This window comes from Sphingomonas arabinosi, from assembly GCF_036663715.1.
Classification (GTDB): Bacteria; Pseudomonadota; Alphaproteobacteria; order Sphingomonadales; family Sphingomonadaceae; genus Sphingomonas.
In genome coordinates this window covers 1-15,817 of the sequence record NZ_JAXOJN010000028.1, presented here as the reverse complement: position 1 = coordinate 15,817, position 15,817 = coordinate 1, and the positions used below count along the sequence as shown (strand labels likewise).

Here is a 15,817-nt window from a genome sequence, read left to right as displayed (position 1 = left end):
TCCACTGACAATGCTCGCGCCATCCATGCCAGCCTCCTGCACCGGCACGCACCTGAATCAGAAAACCGCAGCGACGGGAATCCCCTTATGATTCAGCACGGTGAGAAACCGCTCTAGGTATTCTCAACCAAAGGTCGCCGGTGATAAGGCTGTTTCTCGCGAGTTTCCGCGTTCATCTGCGCCAGACGCCTGTCGTGCGCCGATGGTGATCTTCCGCGCGAGGTAGAGCTGGAGGACGCCGGCGGTGTGAAACTTACCTGTAGCAGCATACAACGATGATTGGCCGGACGCGTAATAACGAGCTGTTTCCCGCGCACATTAGCTGAGACAGATAGCGTCGCTCGACGCACATTCCGTGAGACGCAAAGCACGATCGATGAGACGGACTCACATTACTGATCCGCTCGCGCAGGCATGCAGAGACGACACGTTCGATATGCTGATCGTCACGGCGTATCTCGCGCAGGAGCCGACCGTCTATCCCGATGCCTGGGGCTACCGCGACGCGATGGTGGCGCTGGTCGAACAGTGGCGCGAGCAATGATTGCGCTGCGCACCGTAATCCACGTCATCACCGACGAGCCTGTCGATCGCGACACCCGGCGCGCGGCTGCTCGCCGCGACCCGAAAGCCGATCGGCAGCATCACCCGGCGCGGCATCCTGTCCGGCCATTGGGACCAGGGGGGGCGTCGTCGGCGCGTTCCGTGGCAAGCTCGGCTCCTTCAATAGCCGACCGCCCTTAAAGTCGCGCTGCTCCCCGCAAGCGGGGGAGCGGCGCGATAGCGTTAACCGGGACTTGGGCGTCCCACTCATGAAATAACCTGGAAACTTTTGCCTCACAGACAACTGAGCGGGCACTCTAAACACACGATGGACGCACTGCGTTATTGCGCAGGCGTCAGGCCCGCAGGCAGCATTTGCTTGGCATGCTGCAAATGCCGTTCGATCACAGGAACTGCGGTTGAAGCCACCTGCTTCAGGGCAGCATCAGTCCCGTCAGTGGCATAACCCTTGTGCAAAGCCCAAGCCGCCTGATGCGCCTGTGCCTGCTGTTGCAGATAAAGATCATCGAACGTCGCCTTGGGAGCTTTTTTCAGCAACGCGATTTTGGCCGCGTTGGCCGCGGACAGCTTTGTCGAGGGCCGTGCGATCGTGCGGTCGTCATTCTTCAGCGCTGCCATCAGTGCCTTCGTCGTGCCGGTATGATCGGTGATCATCTGCTGGGCAAAAGACTTGATGTCGTCGCGCTTGCTTTTCGTCAGAGCCAGACGGCTGGACTGAATTTCGTAATTGTCCGAGTCAGCCGCCAATTTGACATAGTCGGTTGCTGACGTTGCAGAGAGGGGCGACACCCCCACTTCTGTCGGCGTCAGGGATCCGGTAGAAGCCATCATGTCCTGAGCGACGACAGGCGTAGCCATCATGATTGCGGCAGCGCTGGAAAGTATAAGAGTTCGAAGCATCGTTTTCTCCTGTTAATATGTTCTTTTGAACGTCTCGTCATTCTTGCCGGTTCCATCAGGCAAGGGAGGGGCTACCGAGCCATATGATGGCTGCGGGAAGCAATGCGGCAGCGCCGGGTCAGGTTCCCGAAGTCAAGCTGATTGTGGGTGCAATGCGAAGGCGACAATCGCGAAGTTCATACCCTGTGATCAACGCGTTCCAGTTGATCTTCGGCGGTGCTTCCAGCGTTAAGTCCGCAATGCGCAGCAGGCGATCGAGAAAGATTGCGGTTTCGAGAATTGCGATGCTCGCGCCAGGGCATCGATGCGAACCATCACCGAACGCAAGCCCTGCGCTACCGACCCGCGCTGCCAAGGCGCGATCAGGATCGACTGCATGCGGACACGCGCCCACCGCCGCAACATCAGCATTCGCCTGGCGGATATCAATTTTGAAAATCTGGCCGGTATTTGGATTCCGTCGCGAAAGCTCTCCGACGACCGGTTCGAGCCTAAGGATCTCTTCTAAGATGGCGATCCGCCCGGTCTCATCTGTGGCAAGGAAGCGTGTCCGAAGCTCGTCGCGCTCGAGCAAATGCCATCCCGCCATCGTGATGAATTCGCGTGTCGTCACCATGCCGGCGGCAGCGTAGGTCACGCACTCGGTAAGTATCGCGCGGTCCGAATAGCCTTCGGCGATCAAATGCGAGATCACGTCTTCGCGCGGGGCACGGCGACGCGCGAGAACCGCTGGGAACACGTCTCGAACGTAAAAGTTAAGCATGTGGATCTGCGCCCGCGCGAAGCGTGGCAGATCGAGGATCGACTTGCCGAGCGCGACATTGCCAGCTTGAAAAAAGCGTTCGAGCCGACGCGACATCCCGGTGCGATTACTATCGGTAACACCGACAACCTCGGCCGCAACGGACACCGCCAGCCGCATGCTCATGTCGTCCAGCTTTGCGTGGCCGCGACGCTGCATGTCGCCGATTAATGCATCGGATTCACGCTCGATGATCGCACGGTAGCTGGTGTCGACGGTTTTGGGGGTGAAGAACCGAGCGGTCGCAGCACGCTGACGGCGATGGCGCTCACCGTGCTGGAAAATGATCGGCGCAAAGCGCTCGTCGCTGAACCTTGCCATCAGATCAGCGCGGAAACTGGCCTGATGCAGCTCATCATCCCGGAGCAGCGCGCGTGCTTCCGAAAAAGACTGGACTGGGCAACCGCGACCCATGGGCTGCGATGGAATGCTTTTTCGATCATCACGAAGATCGTCGACCCCGCTGGACGGTTCGCGCGATAGCGTGGAATACGAACTCATCGCTTTGCTCCTTTACTCCAAGGTCCGCTATATATGATCTACTGTGGCTCATAAAAGGGGTAATAGCGAAAAGGGCGTGGACGCTCGTGTCACGCGAACCCGTTCCCTGCTGCGCGACGCGATGCTGGCGCTGTTGCAAAACGGCGACGCGCATTCGATCACAGCGCAACGTATCGTCGCTCATGCCGGAATCGGCTACGCGACCTTCTTTCGCCATTATCCCGGCGTCGACACGCTGTTGCTCGACGTGGCGGATGAGTTGATGGGACGGTTGGTTAAGCAGGTGGCCCCGGCTCTCGTACGTGGAGACGTGGGAAACGCCGTGCGATCGGTCGTGGAGTTCGTCGATCTCCATCGGCACGCGTCTGCAGCTCTGCTGGTTGGCGGTGGCGATGCAGTGCGACAGGAAGTGACGGCTCGCGCCATTCGATACGCAGAGGGGCTCGATCTTCCGTTTGATTCATCCGTGCCTCGCGGACTCGCTGTTCGCGTCGTAGTGGGCGGAATAATCACCATTTTAAGCTGGTGGCTGACGGAGGGACTGACCAGTTCAGCCGATGACGTGAGCAGCTTGATCGAAAGATTGACGCTACGCGCCCTAGTGAGCTCGCGTGACGATCCAGCGTGACAGGATTGCAATTGCAATCGGTGCGTCGCGATCGACCGTGCTGGGCACCATCTGGATACACATCGGTGCGAGCCGGCGCGGGGGCGTGTTACGGCTTCTGCCTGCTCGCGCGTCTAAGCCACCGATGACCGACGACAGCACGACAAAGCGATGGTTCGTCAACGAGGTCCTGCCGCTGGAACGGGATCTTGTAAGGTTCGTGGCGCGTCACTGTCGTGATCAGGCCGACGTGCCGGACATCAGACAAGAAATCTATGAACGCGCTCTCTCGAGTACTCCGCAAGATGCGCTGCGTTCGACACGCAACTATGTGTTCACGATTGCCCGAAACGTGCTGACGGACCGGGCGCGTCGAGCCAAGATTGTTTCATTCGAACAGTTCGCCGACATCGATACGATCGGAGACGTCGATATCTCCGCACAGGACCGCCAGATGACTTCGCGTGACGAGTTGCGCCGGGCGATGCAGGGGCTGGATCAATTGCCGCCGCGTTGTCGCGAGGTAGTCCGCCTACGGAAGGTGGAAGGACTCAGCATCCGCGAAACGGCGGACCAAATGGGGGTTAGTCATCACACCGTGGAGCGGCAGCTCACGCTGGGGCTTCGCGCCCTCGCAAACTTTATGCTGGGCGGCGACGGACGGATCAGCCGCTCGTCGAGTCCGGCTTTTGTCCGCCGGAAAACCAAATCATGAACACCGCCGGCAATCTCGAACTGCAGGCTGCGCAGTGGCTAATTGCGCGTGAGCAACCTGAATGGTCGGCGGACCAGGCTGCAGTGCTGGAGACTTGGCTCGACGAGAGCATCGCGCACAAGGCGGTGTTCTGGCGGCTTGAGGCCGGCTGGCGTGCGGCCGACCGGCTCGCGGCGATGGCGGGCGAAAGGAGTATCGAATCAACACGGTTGGCGATGCCCGCACCCGTATGGGCGATCGCGGCATCGCTAGTGCTCGTTTTCTCGGCGGCGCTGGCTTTATGGAATTTATCTCCGGATCGGGAGAGTACGTCGGTTCGTGTGGCGACCGCCATTGGCGTCCAACGCCAGGTCGCGCTGATCGACGGTAGCGCGGTGACCGTAAATACCGCGAGCGCAATGCGTGCCTCCTTCGCCGCGGGGGAGCGGCGCGTTTGGCTCGACCGCGGCGAGGCCTATTTCGAAGTCGCGCACGATCGGCGTCACCCTTTCGTGGTGTTCGCCGGCGGACGAAAGGTGACAGTGCTCGGTACGAAATTTTCTGTCCGTCGCGATGGCGACACAGTCACTGTCGCGGTGGCAGAAGGGCGAGTCCGCATCGAGGATTCGGATCCCGCCGCACCGGAGCGCGCCGCGATCATAACAGCGGGCGACGTCGCGATCGCACGTGGGCGATCGATGCTGCTCGCGGATCGGTCAGAGCAACGCGTACAGGATGCGCTGACTTGGCGACGCGGCGTGCTGACATTCGATCAGGTAACACTGGAACAAGCGGTGCGGGAGTTCAATCGATACAATGAACGGCAGATCAGGCTGGGGGACGCTCAGGTGGCGAGGTTGCGGATTGGCGGATCGTTCGAGGCGACGAACATCGATACCTTCACCCGGCTGCTGCGTGATGCGTTTGGCCTGCGCGTCACGAACGACGCGAACGGCGTCACAATAAAATCCTGAGGTGAGTGTTACGGCTTTCGACCAGCCGTTCGTCTGATCCGGTGACGGCACAAAAGAGGCCGCCGAGACAGGGAACAAGGGGGGGATATGCGCCACATCCACACGCTCATGATCGCCGCGGCGAGCAGCGCAATAGTACCGGCCATGCCGGCCGTGGCGCAGGCCGAAACACGCAGGGCTTCGGTGGTTCGCGTTTACGACATCAGCGCCGGCAGCATGAAGGCCGTGCTAGACGCGTGGGCACGCCAATCGCGGCGCCAGATCCTGTATCGCAGTGAAGATGTACGCGCCCTGCGGTCGCCGGGTGTGAGGGGACGGCTGGGTGACACCGACGCACTTGACCGTATTTTGATAGGGTCAGGGCTGAAGATGCACCGTGATCCGTCAGGCGCGGTCGCTATAACCCGCCCCGTGGCGCTGGCCAGCATCGCTCAGGACCCGATAGTTGCACCCGCAGCGCCTGCTCAGGTCTCCGACGCCGGACAGGATCCTGCATCGCTCCAGGACATTGTCGTGACCGCACGACGGACCGAAGAGCGAGCGCAGAAAGTGCCGGTATCGCTGACCGCGTTCACCCAGAACACGATCCGCGAGAAAGGCATCAACACAGCCACTGATCTGCAGAATTTTACGCCATCGCTGACCGTGCTGGGAAACGTCGCTCGTAATCAGGAGACCTATACTATCCGTGGCATGGGTGGCGGTGGTGGCGCGGGCACAGGCAGCGGTCCGGGCGTTGTTGGCTATTTCGCGGAAGTACCGTCTTCGGCCAGCGGCCCCGGCAGCTTCTTCGACCTGGCCTCGCTACAGGTCCTGAAAGGACCACAGGGCACGCTGTTTGGACGCAATACGACCGGGGGCGCGGTTTTGCTGGAACCGGCTCGACCGAAGATGAATATCGTCGAAGGTTATGTCGAAGGAACGCTCGGCAATCTTCGCCGCCGTAGCATGCAGGGCGCGCTCAACGTGCCGATCATCGATGACGTACTGGCGGTGCGGATCGCAGGGCAGTTCGACAAGCGCGACGGCTATGTCAGCGACGTTCTTACCGGCCGTGACTATCTGAACCGCAATAACTATTCGCTTCGCCTCGGCATACAGTTCAATCCCACCGCGACGATCAGCAGCTATACCGCAGTCAACTATATCGACGTGGACGAACATGGCGGAGGGAGTATCCTGCTGGCGGTTCGTCCGGGCAGCCCCTATGCCGCACTGCTTCAGCCGTATCTTGCCGAGCAGCAGGCGCGCGGGCCGAGGCTGACGTCGACTGGCGTGGACACGTTCGAGAAGGCGAAGAACCTGCTCGTGCTCAACAACACGACGTGGACCCCGACGCCCGAACTGACAATCAAGAACGTGTTCAGCTACGGTCGCAGCCGATCAACCAGCGCGACCGATCGCGACTCCACGCCGCTACCTATCGCCGATCTGCTCGGTGCTTTTCCCGGCGGCTACAACAACAACCTACGGACGATCACCGAAGAGCTTCAGGCGCGGTATGACGATGGTACGTTCGCCTTGCAGGGCGGCGGTTTCTACCTCGACGAGAAGAGCCCCTCTCCGCTCACGTTTCTCACCGTCAACCCATTGCAGGCGGCAGGAATATTGGGCCAAGGGCCGATCATCCTTCCCGCGATCGCGCAAACGCTGCTCGGTGTAAACGGTCCACTGCTGCCCTCGCTCAACGTCCAACCCGATGCCTCGGTGCGGGGTCGCAGCAAAGCGGTCTATGCACAGGCACAATATAAAATCATCCCGACCTTAACCGCGACTGCTGGATTCCGATGGACCTGGGACACCTTTGGCGGTGATATCCAGAGCTATCAGGATGCTCAAAGCTATCAGGTGTTCAACCGCCTCGCAGCGCTGGGTTTGGTGTCCCCGGCGCAAGCGGCACAGGTTATCGGCCTTAATGCAAACCTTTGTGTGTATGATGCATTTCTGGCAGTCGCGGCGGGCGGCTTCCCTACCTTGAAATATCCAAACTGTAGCAAGCCATCGTTCAGCGGCAAGAGCGACGGGCCGACTTGGCAGCTTGGGTTGGACTGGCAGGCGGATCCACAGACACTTGTCTATGCAGTTTCGCGTCGCGGCTACAAATCGGGGGCGAACAATCCGATCGTTACGCTGTTTCTGGGCAGCGACTATCCGCTTGCCCCGGTCAAACCGGAACGGGTAACCGATGCCGAAATCGGCTTGAAGCGCGACTGGACCATCGGCGGCGTCAAAGCCCGTACCAACATCGCTGCCTTCTACACATGGTTCAACGATGTGCAGGTGATTCAGCGCGCCGCGATCGCAGGCTCGGACATCTTGGCGAATGCCAATAAAGCCCGGGTTGTTGGGCTGGAGTTCGAGGGTCTCATAATTCCTTTCAAGCCGCTCACGATCAGCGGGACCTATTCATATAACGACGCCAAATTCCTCAATTACGTCACCATCCCCATTCCTGCGATCCCGTCGGCATTGACGGCGGCGCAGCCGTCTCGAGATCTGTCGAGCACACCGTTTACCTTTGTTGCCCGACACAAGTTCAGCCTGGATGGCCGGCTTGCCTTGCCAATCTCGAAGGTCGAGGGCGACATGGCAATCCGTGCGACGTATTCGTGGCAGTCGCGCCAGCGCGTCGCAACGGATGTACAGCCGTTCGACACTATCGCGCCCTATGGCCTGCTCAACCTGCGGCTCGAGTGGAACCAAATGCGCGGTGCCCCGCTCGACCTAGCGATTTATGGCACAAACGTGCTCGACAAGGCGTACAGGATAACGGCCAATACCGGGTACAATAACTCCGGATTCAGCAACTCGATCTATGGCGAGCCAGCGCAATATGGTCTGTCCTTGCGGTATCGTTTCTGATGCGCAGATACGCTCCAGTTTCGCTTGTGGCCTTGTTGCTTGCCTCATGCGCCTCAAGCCCTGAGCGCCGCTCGATAACGTCGACACAGCAACATCTGGTCAATCGGATGACGAAGGCTGGCGCATCAGACATCGATGCCAATGGTCGTGCCGATGGCGGGATGAGTGTAGCCGGGACGCTAGACGGGCGCGCGTTCGGAGTCGCAGTCCCAGCGAGATGGAACGGGCAGGCGGTGCTCTTTGCCAACGGCTATTCAATCCCCGGCAGTCCCGTATCGGTGCCCGCCGATCCTGTCGCGAAAGATCCTTCGGGAGGCTTCCTTACAGCAGCCTATAAACAGGGTTTCGCGGTCGGGCAAAGCGCGTTCGACAAGCCTGCGATGGCGGTGAAAAGCGGTGTCATCAACACGCTGCGACTGCGCGGCTGGTTCGAACGCATCGGAGCGCGACGCTTCTATCTGGGCGGGGCGTCGATGGGCGGCAACATCGTGATGTCGCTGATCGAACAGCATCCGGACGCCTTCGTTGGAGCGATGAGCGCATGCGGTGTAACCGGCGGATGGGACAGCGAGGTAGGCAGTCTCGTGGATCTGCGCGCGGTCTACAATTTCTACACGCGCGGCACGAAGTACGAATTGCCCGGAAACCACGACATCGCCGCTAACGGTCTATCGCCCACTCCACCTGCAGGTCTCGGTTTCGCCCGAACCCCTTGGCTGTTCTGGCAAATCAAGAAGATGAGCGGAGTTATCGCCGACCTTTTTAAAGCAGCACGCGCCAATCCAAACGGATCCGAGGCACAGATGATAGCGCGGATCGCTTCGGTCGCTAAGGCGGATGCCGATCCTGCGAGTTTCATCTTCCCAATCATGACGGCGATGGTCAGCATGGAAGACATGCGCGCCAGCTTCGGCGGCGTCGTCTATGGCAATGTCGGCAAGACGTACGAAAGCTCCCTGCTGAGCACAGCCGAAAAAGCGCGCCTGAACGCCGGCATTCAGCGCATCGCCTCGGACGCGCCAGCACGCGCCTTTGCGGTGCGGTGGCACCAGTCGAGCGGACGGTTCACCACCCCGTTGATTGCGGTCCACAACCGCCATGATGGCCTTGTGTTCGCAAAAGAGGCGATACTTCTTAGGCAGCGGGTCAAAGCTGCCGGAAACGAAGGGCATCTGTTCCAGCTCTGGGCGCCCTCGCTTCAAAAGGACATTCCCGGCACCGGGCTCAAGGGGTGGGCCCATTGCGGCTTCAACCCGCGGCAGGCTGCGGTGCTGTGGAACACGCTGCACGGTTGGGTGGAAAGCGGCCGCAAACCTTCAGTTGGAGTATATTGAGGTGGCAGCAACGATCGATCGGCGACAGGCACTCGGCATCGGCTTGGCTGCGATGGCGACTCCGGCGCTCGCGCGTAGGCTGCACGACACGTTCCTGTGGGGTGCGGCAACAGCCGGACACCAGGTCGAGGGTAACAACATCAACGCCGATATCTGGCTGCTCGAGCAGATGAAACCGACGTTGTTCGCTGAACCTTCCGGTGACGCCTGCGACAGTCTGAATCGCTGGGAGGAGGATGTTGCCATCGTCAAGGCGCTCGGCCTTAACGCCTATCGGTTCTCAGTAGAATGGTCACGGATCGAGCCGGCCGAGGGGCAGTTCAGCCAAGCATATCTCGATCACTACACGCGAATCGTGGACCGTTGCCGCGCTGTCGGATTGGCACCGGTCGTGACGTTTAATCACTTCACGACGCCGCGCTGGTTTGCCGCGCGAGGCGGCTGGATTGCCAATGACGCACCGGCGCTGTTCGCACGTTACTGCGACCGGGTCTCGCGCGCGATGGCGCACGGTATCAGTTACGCACTCACCTTCAACGAGCCAAATCTCTCTATCAACGGGCCCTGGTCCCGATTTCGGCCAGATGCGAACGCAAAGGCGGCGACACAAGCTATGATCGCTGCCGCTGCCAGAGCATCGGGATCGGATCGTTTCTCGCTACTCAACGCGGGCGATCCAATGCCGATGATACCGGGCTTGCTGCGCGCACACCAACTGGGGCGTGATGCCATCAGGAGCGTGCGTGGCGATCTGCCGGTAGGCATGAGCCTCGCTATCTCGGATGACGTCAGCATCGACGGGGACGTGTTGCTCGCCGCCAAACGCCGGGCCTATTACGAACCGTTTTTCGAAGCAGGACGAGACGACGATTTCATCGGAGTACAGACCTATGAACGCACCTACTTGGGCCCTGTCGGTCCGGTAGATACCCCCTCCACCACGCCCCGCCGTGCCAACGGCAAGCCATACGAGCCCGAAGCGATAGGCGGTGCGGTACGATATGCGCACAAGGCGACCGGCAAGTCTATCCTCGTGACTGAGAACGGCATTGACGCGACCGACGATATCGAGCGCGCGCGGTTCATCCCTGCCGCCATTTCCGCCGTTGAAGCAGTCCGGCGTGATGGGGTGCCGGTGCTAGGCTACATCCACTGGTCGCTGCTCGACAATTTCGAATGGCTGAGCGGCTACAAGCCCCGCTACGGCCTCGTCGCGGTAGATCCCACCACCTTCAAACGAACGGTCAAGCCGAGCGCCCACGTCCTTGGCCGGATCGCCCAAGCTGGCGGTACGCGGTGACGTCGGCGGCGTTCCTGTGGGGCGCCGCGACCGCAGGGCATCAGGTGGAGGGCAACAACGTCAACGCCGACATCTGGCTGCTTGAACAGGTTCCGGAAACCAGTTTCGTTGTTCCCTCCGGGGATGCGTGTGACAGCCTTCACTACTGGCGCGGGGATGTCGGCCTTGTGCGCGCACTGGGGCTGAACTGTTATCGCTTTTCCGTGGAATGGAGCCGGATAGAACCATCGCCTGGGCGATTTAGTGCGGCGTGGCTCGATCACTATGCCAGGATCGCAGCAGCCTGCCGGGACGCAGGGATCGCGCCGGTTATCACGCTCAGCCACTTCACCTCGCCGCGGTGGTTCGCCGAGAGGGGAGGATGGACGCAGACGGATTCACCGATGCTGTTCGCCCGCTATGCTGAGCGGGTGGCGCGGGGACTAGCGCCGTGGGCTAGCCACGTGGTAACGTTCAACGAACCTAATCTGCCGCTGATGGGCAGGTGGATCGCGACGCCGATCGCCGATCCGGGCCGTCGGGGGCTTGACCGGATGCTTGCCGCAGCGGCGCACGTCACGGGGTCCGATCGCTTCGATGTCTGGGTCTATTCACACGGTGAAGATGTCGCCCTCCTAAACCTGCTTGCCGGTCATCGCCACGCACGACTTGCGGTGAAGGCTGCCCGCGGGGACTTACCCGTGGGGATGAGCCTTGCACTCCCGGACGTTCAGGCAGTCGGAACGGATGCGGGCATTGCAGCCTATCGCCGAAATGCAGAGGTGCCGTTCTTCGCAGCGGCCCGCGAGGACGATTTCATCGGTGTCCAGACCTATGGTCGGCTCCGCCTAAGCGCAGATGCCGTCGTGCCTCCGCCGGTCGATGCCGAAATGACGCAGGCTGGAGACGAATATTACCCCAAAGCCCTCGGTGTGGCGGTTGCGCACGCGCACGCCTCAACCGGCAAACCCGTCCTGATCACCGAGAATGGCATTGCGTCCGCTGACGATCGTCAGCGGACCCGCTACATCACCGAGGCGCTCGCATCGCTCGACGACACGTGTGCGTCTGGTGTGCCGGTGATCGGCTATATCCACTGGTCGCTGCTCGACAATTTCGAGTGGCGGCGGGGTTACACGCAGCAATTCGCGCTGGCCATGATCGACCGGCGCACGTTCCAGCGCATTCCCAAGCCCAGTGCGCGCACCTATGCAAATCTAGTCGAGGCGCGACGGGCGTGATGCGGCTTGGCTTCGCGGCGTTAGCACTTGCTTTGGCGTCACAGATCGCGTCGCCTTGGCCCGACACGCTATCCGGCGCGGCGCGATCGGGCCTCGCTGCCGATGGGGCGCGGCCCCCGGCCCCCGCGGATATGGAGGGACGGCGGAAACTGGCCGAGATGGTACAACGTGATATTGGCCGCCGGCAGGCAGAACGCTACCGCGTCGATGTCAGCGCGCAGACCATCGGCGGCGTGGCCGTCCGCGTCTTTACCCCTGCGCGCCCCGCGCGCGCCGATGCGATTCTGCTTAACCTCCACGGCGGCGGATTCGTGGTTGATTCGGGATCGCTGACCGAGAACATCCCGATCGCTGGGCTGACCGGCCTGACAGTGGTCGCGGTGCTGTATCGGCTGGCTCCAGAGCATCGCTTCCCCGCGTCGATCGACGATGCCACGTCGGTCTACCGCGGACTGCTCGCCAACCAAGCGCAACGGCGCATCGGTCTTTATGGCACGTCAGCCGGCGCAATCATGGCAGCGGAGCTCGTCGCCCGACTGCGTGCCGAAGGGTTGCCAAAGCCCGCCGCCCTTGGTTTCTTTAGCGGCAGCGCCGACCTTTCGCGGACCGGCGACACGATGGCTCGCTTTCTGAATGCCGATGCCGGCAAAGAGGTTGCGAAGCTGTACGCCGGCACACGCGATCCAAAGGATCCTGCGATCTCCCCCGCGCGAGCTTCCTTGAACGGATGGCCCGCGACGCTGTGCCTGTCCAGCACGCGCGACTATCTTTTGAGCGCGACGGCCGATTTTTGTCGAGCGCTCGATGAGGCGCACGTCGACGCCCGACTGGTCGTGTTTGATGGCCTGCCCCATGCTTTCTGGAGCTACATCGAGGCGCCGGAAAGTGATGCAGCGTTCGCCACGATGGCGGGGTTCCTTCGCCGACACCTGGAGACGACACGATGATACGTTGGCTGACGCCGCTCGCCCTACTGGCGACCACGGCAAGCGCGCAGGGGTTGGAGAACGGCCCCGTGAAGCAGGTACCCGCCTTTCGCCTGCCACCATCCAACCAGTTGAGTTCGGCTGCACGCGAGGTGCTGGCGCGCATGGACGCAGCGGCGGCACCTCAGACGGTCAAAGACGACCTCGCAAAGCAACGCGCCTTCTACGGCGAATGGAACGACGATCGCCTCGTCGAGATGCGTCGGCGCTTTCAAACTGTTGTGCGTCACGAGACGATCGGCGGCGTCAGCGTTGACATCGTCGATCCAACTCTTGGGACCGCACCCGGCAATGTTGCACGCGTTCTTATTAACGTCCATGGCGGCGCATTCATGTGGGGTGCAGGCAGCGGCGCATTGGTGGAAGCGATCCCGGTCGCCGCGACCATGCGGATCCGCGTTGTGACGGTCGACTATCGGCTCGCTCCCGAGCATCACTATCCGGCTGCGTCGGAGGACGTGACCGCGGTCTACCGCGCCCTCCTGAAGCACTATCGTCCCGAGAACATCGGTATCTATGGTTGTTCGGCTGGCGGCGTCATTACCGCGCAGGCGACTGCGTGGATCGCCCAGCAGGGCCTCCCCCGCCCCGGAGCGATCGGCACCTTTTGCGGTACTGGCGCGCCTTACAGCGGCGACAGCCCCTATGTGGCGCCAGCGGTTTCCGGCAATGCCCCGCCTGGCATTCCCGCGCTGCCCGCGACTCTCCCGGTCAGCTACATGGACGGCGTGCCAGCCACCGACCCGCTTGCCTACCCACTCGCATCTGATGCGCAGACCAAGGCCATGCCACCCACCCTATTGCTGGCGGGCGGACGGGACTTCGCTGTCAGTGCACTGACGCTCGCGCATCGACGTCTCGCCGCGGCAGGCGTCGACAGCGAACTCCAGCTTTTTGATGGCCTGCCTCACGCCTTCTTCATGTGGCCCGATATGCCCGAATCCGACGAGGCGTTCGCGACGATCGCGCGCTTCTTCGACGCGCATCTTGGTCGCCGCTCTCGCTGAACCTCAACAGGAGATACCTGATGTCGCTTCGCTTCGCCCTACCCCTCGCGCTAATGACCGCCTCATCGGTCGGCGCGCAGGTTCCGCCTTCATCTTCGCTCACCGCCGCGCAGACCGCGCTCGTCGCCAAGGCGCGTGCAAACGGCGCGACCGATCTGCTGACGCGGCCCGCCCCTGCGGGCGGCGTCACGCTGGTCGGAAAACTGGAGGGAGACCAATTCGCGCTGGCATTCCCGGCAGGGTGGACGGGCGATGGACTTGTCTATGCGCATGGCTACTCGACGCCTGGAACGCCGGTGGCGGTATCTGATGATCCGACAGCCCCTGGCACCGGGGGGGGGATGATGCGCTTTGCTTATGACGACGGTGTGGCCGTTGGCCATAGCGCCTATGACAAGGACGGGCTGGGAGTCGAGACTGGCACGCGCAACACAAAGCGGCTGCGCGACTTCTTGGTAAAAATGGGTGCCAAACGCGTCTATGCTACCGGTGATTCGATGGGAGGCGGGATTGTCGTTACCTTACTCGAAACATATCCAGGCGCCTTTGCAGGCGGGCTCGCGCGTTGCGGTGTCGTCTCCAGCTGGCAGACGCTGCTCGATCAACTCTACGACATGCGAGCAGCCTACAACTTCCTGACCCAAGGGACGCCCTACGCACTGCCCGGAGAACAGGACATTCGTCGTTCGGCCTTGTCGACCACCCCCACGCCGGGCGTGGCTATGGACGCCAAGACCTATGTCTGGACCCAGTTGACGAAGACCGCGACTCCCGTGCTTGCGCTCTTCGCTGCTGCGAAGTCTAACCCCGAAGGGTGCGAAGCGCGCATCCTGCGTCAAGTCGCGGCGATCGGCGGGTTCGAAGTCGATCCGGGAGCCATCGCCTTTCCGCTCGTCACCGTCTCGTTGGGAGCTGATGACATGGCGGCCACCGCCGGTGGCGTTCCCTACGGGAACATCAGCAAGGTCTATGCGAGCGATACAATGACCCATGCGGAGGCGGCGGCGCTCAACAGGGGCATACAGCGCATCGCCGCCTCCCCTACCGCGGTCGCCTATCTCAAACGCTGGCACGAGGCGAGCGGCCGGATCGCCGATCCTTTGGTCACCATGCACAATAGCATCGATTCTCTAGTGCCATATTCTCAGGAGACGATATTTGCACAGACTGTGCGGAAGGCAGGTAGGTCTGGCCTGCTCGCCGAGTATCCGGTTCCGCCGCTGCGCGCGCCCCTGCCCGTTGGTGGGGTTGAGGCATACACCCATTGCGGCTTCACGCCTGAACAGACGAAGGCGGCGTGGGCCGCACTGCACGCTTGGGTCGATTCGGGGGTTCGTCCCGCTTCCGACGCGGTGAAGTAGGCGATGCGCCAACTGCTGGCGCTGCTGCTGATGGCAGCAGCGCCTACCATGGAATTGACATGACGTGACCCCCGTCTTTCATCCAGCGGCAACCAGAGACCGACCGGTGTGAGGGTCCCCCGGTTTCTCATCCAATCTGAAGGTGAGTTTCCGGCGTTCTGAGGGTCCCCCGGTTTCTCATCCAACCTGAAGGTGAGTTTCCGGCGTTCATTCGGCCGCCTTGGCAGCCGCTGCAGCAGCATATTCGACCGGCGTCATCCAGCCAAGCGATGTGTGAGGACGCCTCTCGTTATAGTCCCGTCGCCAGGCCTCGATCTTGGCTCGAGCGTCCGCGATGGATAGGAACCAATGTGCGTTCAGGCACTCGTCACGAAGGCGACCGTTGAACGACTCTACGAACGCATTGTCGGTTGGTTTGCCCGGTCGGCTGAAGTCCAGTGTGACGCCGTTCTCGTATGCCCAGCGGTCGAGAGCCTTCGAGATGAACTCGCTGCCCTGTAGATAATGTTCGGGCCTTCCACCTGGGTGCGTATCTCGTCTTAAGGATGGTGAGGACCACGGCCGCCTCGGCGCCGCTGGATCCTGTGTTAGAGCGGTTTCTCACCGTGCTGAATCATAAGGGGATTCCCGTCGCTGCGGTTTTCTGATTCAGGTGCGTGCCGGTGCAGGAGGCTGGCATGGATGGCGCGAGCATTGTCAGTGGAT

13 protein-coding genes and 1 pseudogene are annotated in these 15,817 nt (G+C 61.5%); 11 read left to right on the top strand and 3 right to left on the bottom strand.

The window, feature by feature from the left end; translation table 11 throughout:
• The first annotated feature begins 376 nt into the window (after positions 1 to 376).
• Positions 377 to 544 (top strand): hypothetical protein, encoded by a 168-nt coding sequence (locus U1708_RS19755; protein ID WP_332747966.1) that lies wholly within the window; start codon positions 377 to 379, stop codon positions 542 to 544.
• A gap of 341 nt (positions 545 to 885) precedes the next feature.
• Here U1708_RS19755 and U1708_RS19750 read toward each other — a convergent pair whose 3' ends face one another.
• Positions 886 to 1,464, bottom strand: coding sequence for a DUF4142 domain-containing protein (locus tag U1708_RS19750; RefSeq protein ID WP_332747964.1), 579 nt, complete (start codon positions 1,462 to 1,464; stop codon positions 886 to 888).
• Between the two features lie 118 nt (positions 1,465 to 1,582).
• Positions 1,583 to 2,767: a cytochrome P450 gene (locus U1708_RS19745; protein ID WP_332747961.1), complete on the bottom strand. Its 1,185-nt coding sequence runs from the start codon at positions 2,765 to 2,767 to the stop codon at positions 1,583 to 1,585.
• Between the two features lie 76 nt (positions 2,768 to 2,843).
• Between U1708_RS19745 and U1708_RS19740 the strand changes: the two genes are divergently transcribed.
• The 10 genes from U1708_RS19740 (at position 2,844) to U1708_RS19695 (ending at position 15,112) form a co-directional block, all read left to right on the top strand.
• Positions 2,844 to 3,395, top strand: coding sequence for a TetR/AcrR family transcriptional regulator (locus U1708_RS19740; RefSeq protein ID WP_332747960.1), 552 nt, complete (start codon positions 2,844 to 2,846; stop codon positions 3,393 to 3,395).
• Positions 3,379 to 4,089 (top strand): RNA polymerase sigma factor, encoded by a 711-nt coding sequence (locus U1708_RS19735; protein WP_332747959.1) that lies wholly within the window; start codon positions 3,379 to 3,381, stop codon positions 4,087 to 4,089. The genes U1708_RS19740 and U1708_RS19735 overlap by 17 nt, the downstream gene beginning before the upstream one ends.
• The gene (locus U1708_RS19730; RefSeq protein ID WP_332747957.1) at positions 4,086 to 5,042 is read left to right on the top strand and encodes a FecR family protein; all 957 of its coding nucleotides are present in this window, start codon (positions 4,086 to 4,088) and stop codon (positions 5,040 to 5,042) included. The genes U1708_RS19735 and U1708_RS19730 overlap by 4 nt, the downstream gene beginning before the upstream one ends.
• A gap of 87 nt (positions 5,043 to 5,129) precedes the next feature.
• Positions 5,130 to 7,904, top strand: a complete 2,775-nt coding sequence (locus tag U1708_RS19725; RefSeq protein WP_332747955.1) for a TonB-dependent receptor — start codon at positions 5,130 to 5,132, stop codon at positions 7,902 to 7,904.
• A gap of 107 nt (positions 7,905 to 8,011) precedes the next feature.
• Entirely contained in the window at positions 8,012 to 9,238 is a 1,227-nt protein-coding gene (locus U1708_RS19720; protein WP_332747954.1) for an alpha/beta hydrolase family protein, read from the top strand.
• Position 9,239: 1 nt separating this feature from the next.
• A complete protein-coding gene (locus tag U1708_RS19715; RefSeq protein ID WP_332747952.1) occupies positions 9,240 to 10,538 on the top strand; it encodes a family 1 glycosylhydrolase in 1,299 nt (432 codons plus the stop codon).
• Complete coding sequence (locus U1708_RS19710) at positions 10,535 to 11,758, top strand: glycoside hydrolase family 1 protein (protein ID WP_332747951.1); 1,224 nt, start codon at positions 10,535 to 10,537, stop codon at positions 11,756 to 11,758. The genes U1708_RS19715 and U1708_RS19710 overlap by 4 nt, the downstream gene beginning before the upstream one ends.
• Positions 11,758 to 12,705 (top strand): alpha/beta hydrolase, encoded by a 948-nt coding sequence (locus U1708_RS19705; RefSeq protein ID WP_503676851.1) that lies wholly within the window; start codon positions 11,758 to 11,760, stop codon positions 12,703 to 12,705. Before U1708_RS19710 ends, U1708_RS19705 begins: the two co-directional genes overlap by 1 nt.
• The gene (locus U1708_RS19700; protein ID WP_332747948.1) at positions 12,702 to 13,751 is read left to right on the top strand and encodes an alpha/beta hydrolase; all 1,050 of its coding nucleotides are present in this window, start codon (positions 12,702 to 12,704) and stop codon (positions 13,749 to 13,751) included. Before U1708_RS19705 ends, U1708_RS19700 begins: the two co-directional genes overlap by 4 nt.
• 20 nt (positions 13,752 to 13,771) lie before the next feature.
• On the top strand, positions 13,772 to 15,112 hold the full coding sequence (locus U1708_RS19695) for an alpha/beta hydrolase family protein (RefSeq protein WP_332747946.1): 1,341 nt from the start codon (positions 13,772 to 13,774) through the stop codon (positions 15,110 to 15,112).
• 207 nt (positions 15,113 to 15,319) lie between these two features.
• Here U1708_RS19695 and U1708_RS19690 read toward each other — a convergent pair.
• Positions 15,320 to 15,610 (bottom strand): annotated as a pseudogene (locus U1708_RS19690) (integrase core domain-containing protein); the annotation flags it as partial.
• Positions 15,611 to 15,817: the final 207 nt, after the last annotated feature.

Coding starts and splice junctions, on each gene's coding strand:
- U1708_RS19755 (WP_332747966.1), top strand. CDS start 377: ATGAGACGGACTCACATTACTGATCCGCTCGCGCAGGCATGCAGAGAC.
- U1708_RS19750 (WP_332747964.1), bottom strand. CDS start 1,464: ATGCTTCGAACTCTTATACTTTCCAGCGCTGCCGCAATCATGATGGCT.
- U1708_RS19745 (WP_332747961.1), bottom strand. CDS start 2,767: ATGAGTTCGTATTCCACGCTATCGCGCGAACCGTCCAGCGGGGTCGAC.
- U1708_RS19730 (WP_332747957.1), top strand. CDS start 4,086: ATGAACACCGCCGGCAATCTCGAACTGCAGGCTGCGCAGTGGCTAATT.
- U1708_RS19725 (WP_332747955.1), top strand. CDS start 5,130: ATGCGCCACATCCACACGCTCATGATCGCCGCGGCGAGCAGCGCAATA.
- U1708_RS19720 (WP_332747954.1), top strand. CDS start 8,012: ATGACGAAGGCTGGCGCATCAGACATCGATGCCAATGGTCGTGCCGAT.
- U1708_RS19705 (WP_503676851.1), top strand. CDS start 11,758: ATGCGGCTTGGCTTCGCGGCGTTAGCACTTGCTTTGGCGTCACAGATC.
- U1708_RS19700 (WP_332747948.1), top strand. CDS start 12,702: ATGATACGTTGGCTGACGCCGCTCGCCCTACTGGCGACCACGGCAAGC.
- U1708_RS19695 (WP_332747946.1), top strand. CDS start 13,772: ATGTCGCTTCGCTTCGCCCTACCCCTCGCGCTAATGACCGCCTCATCG.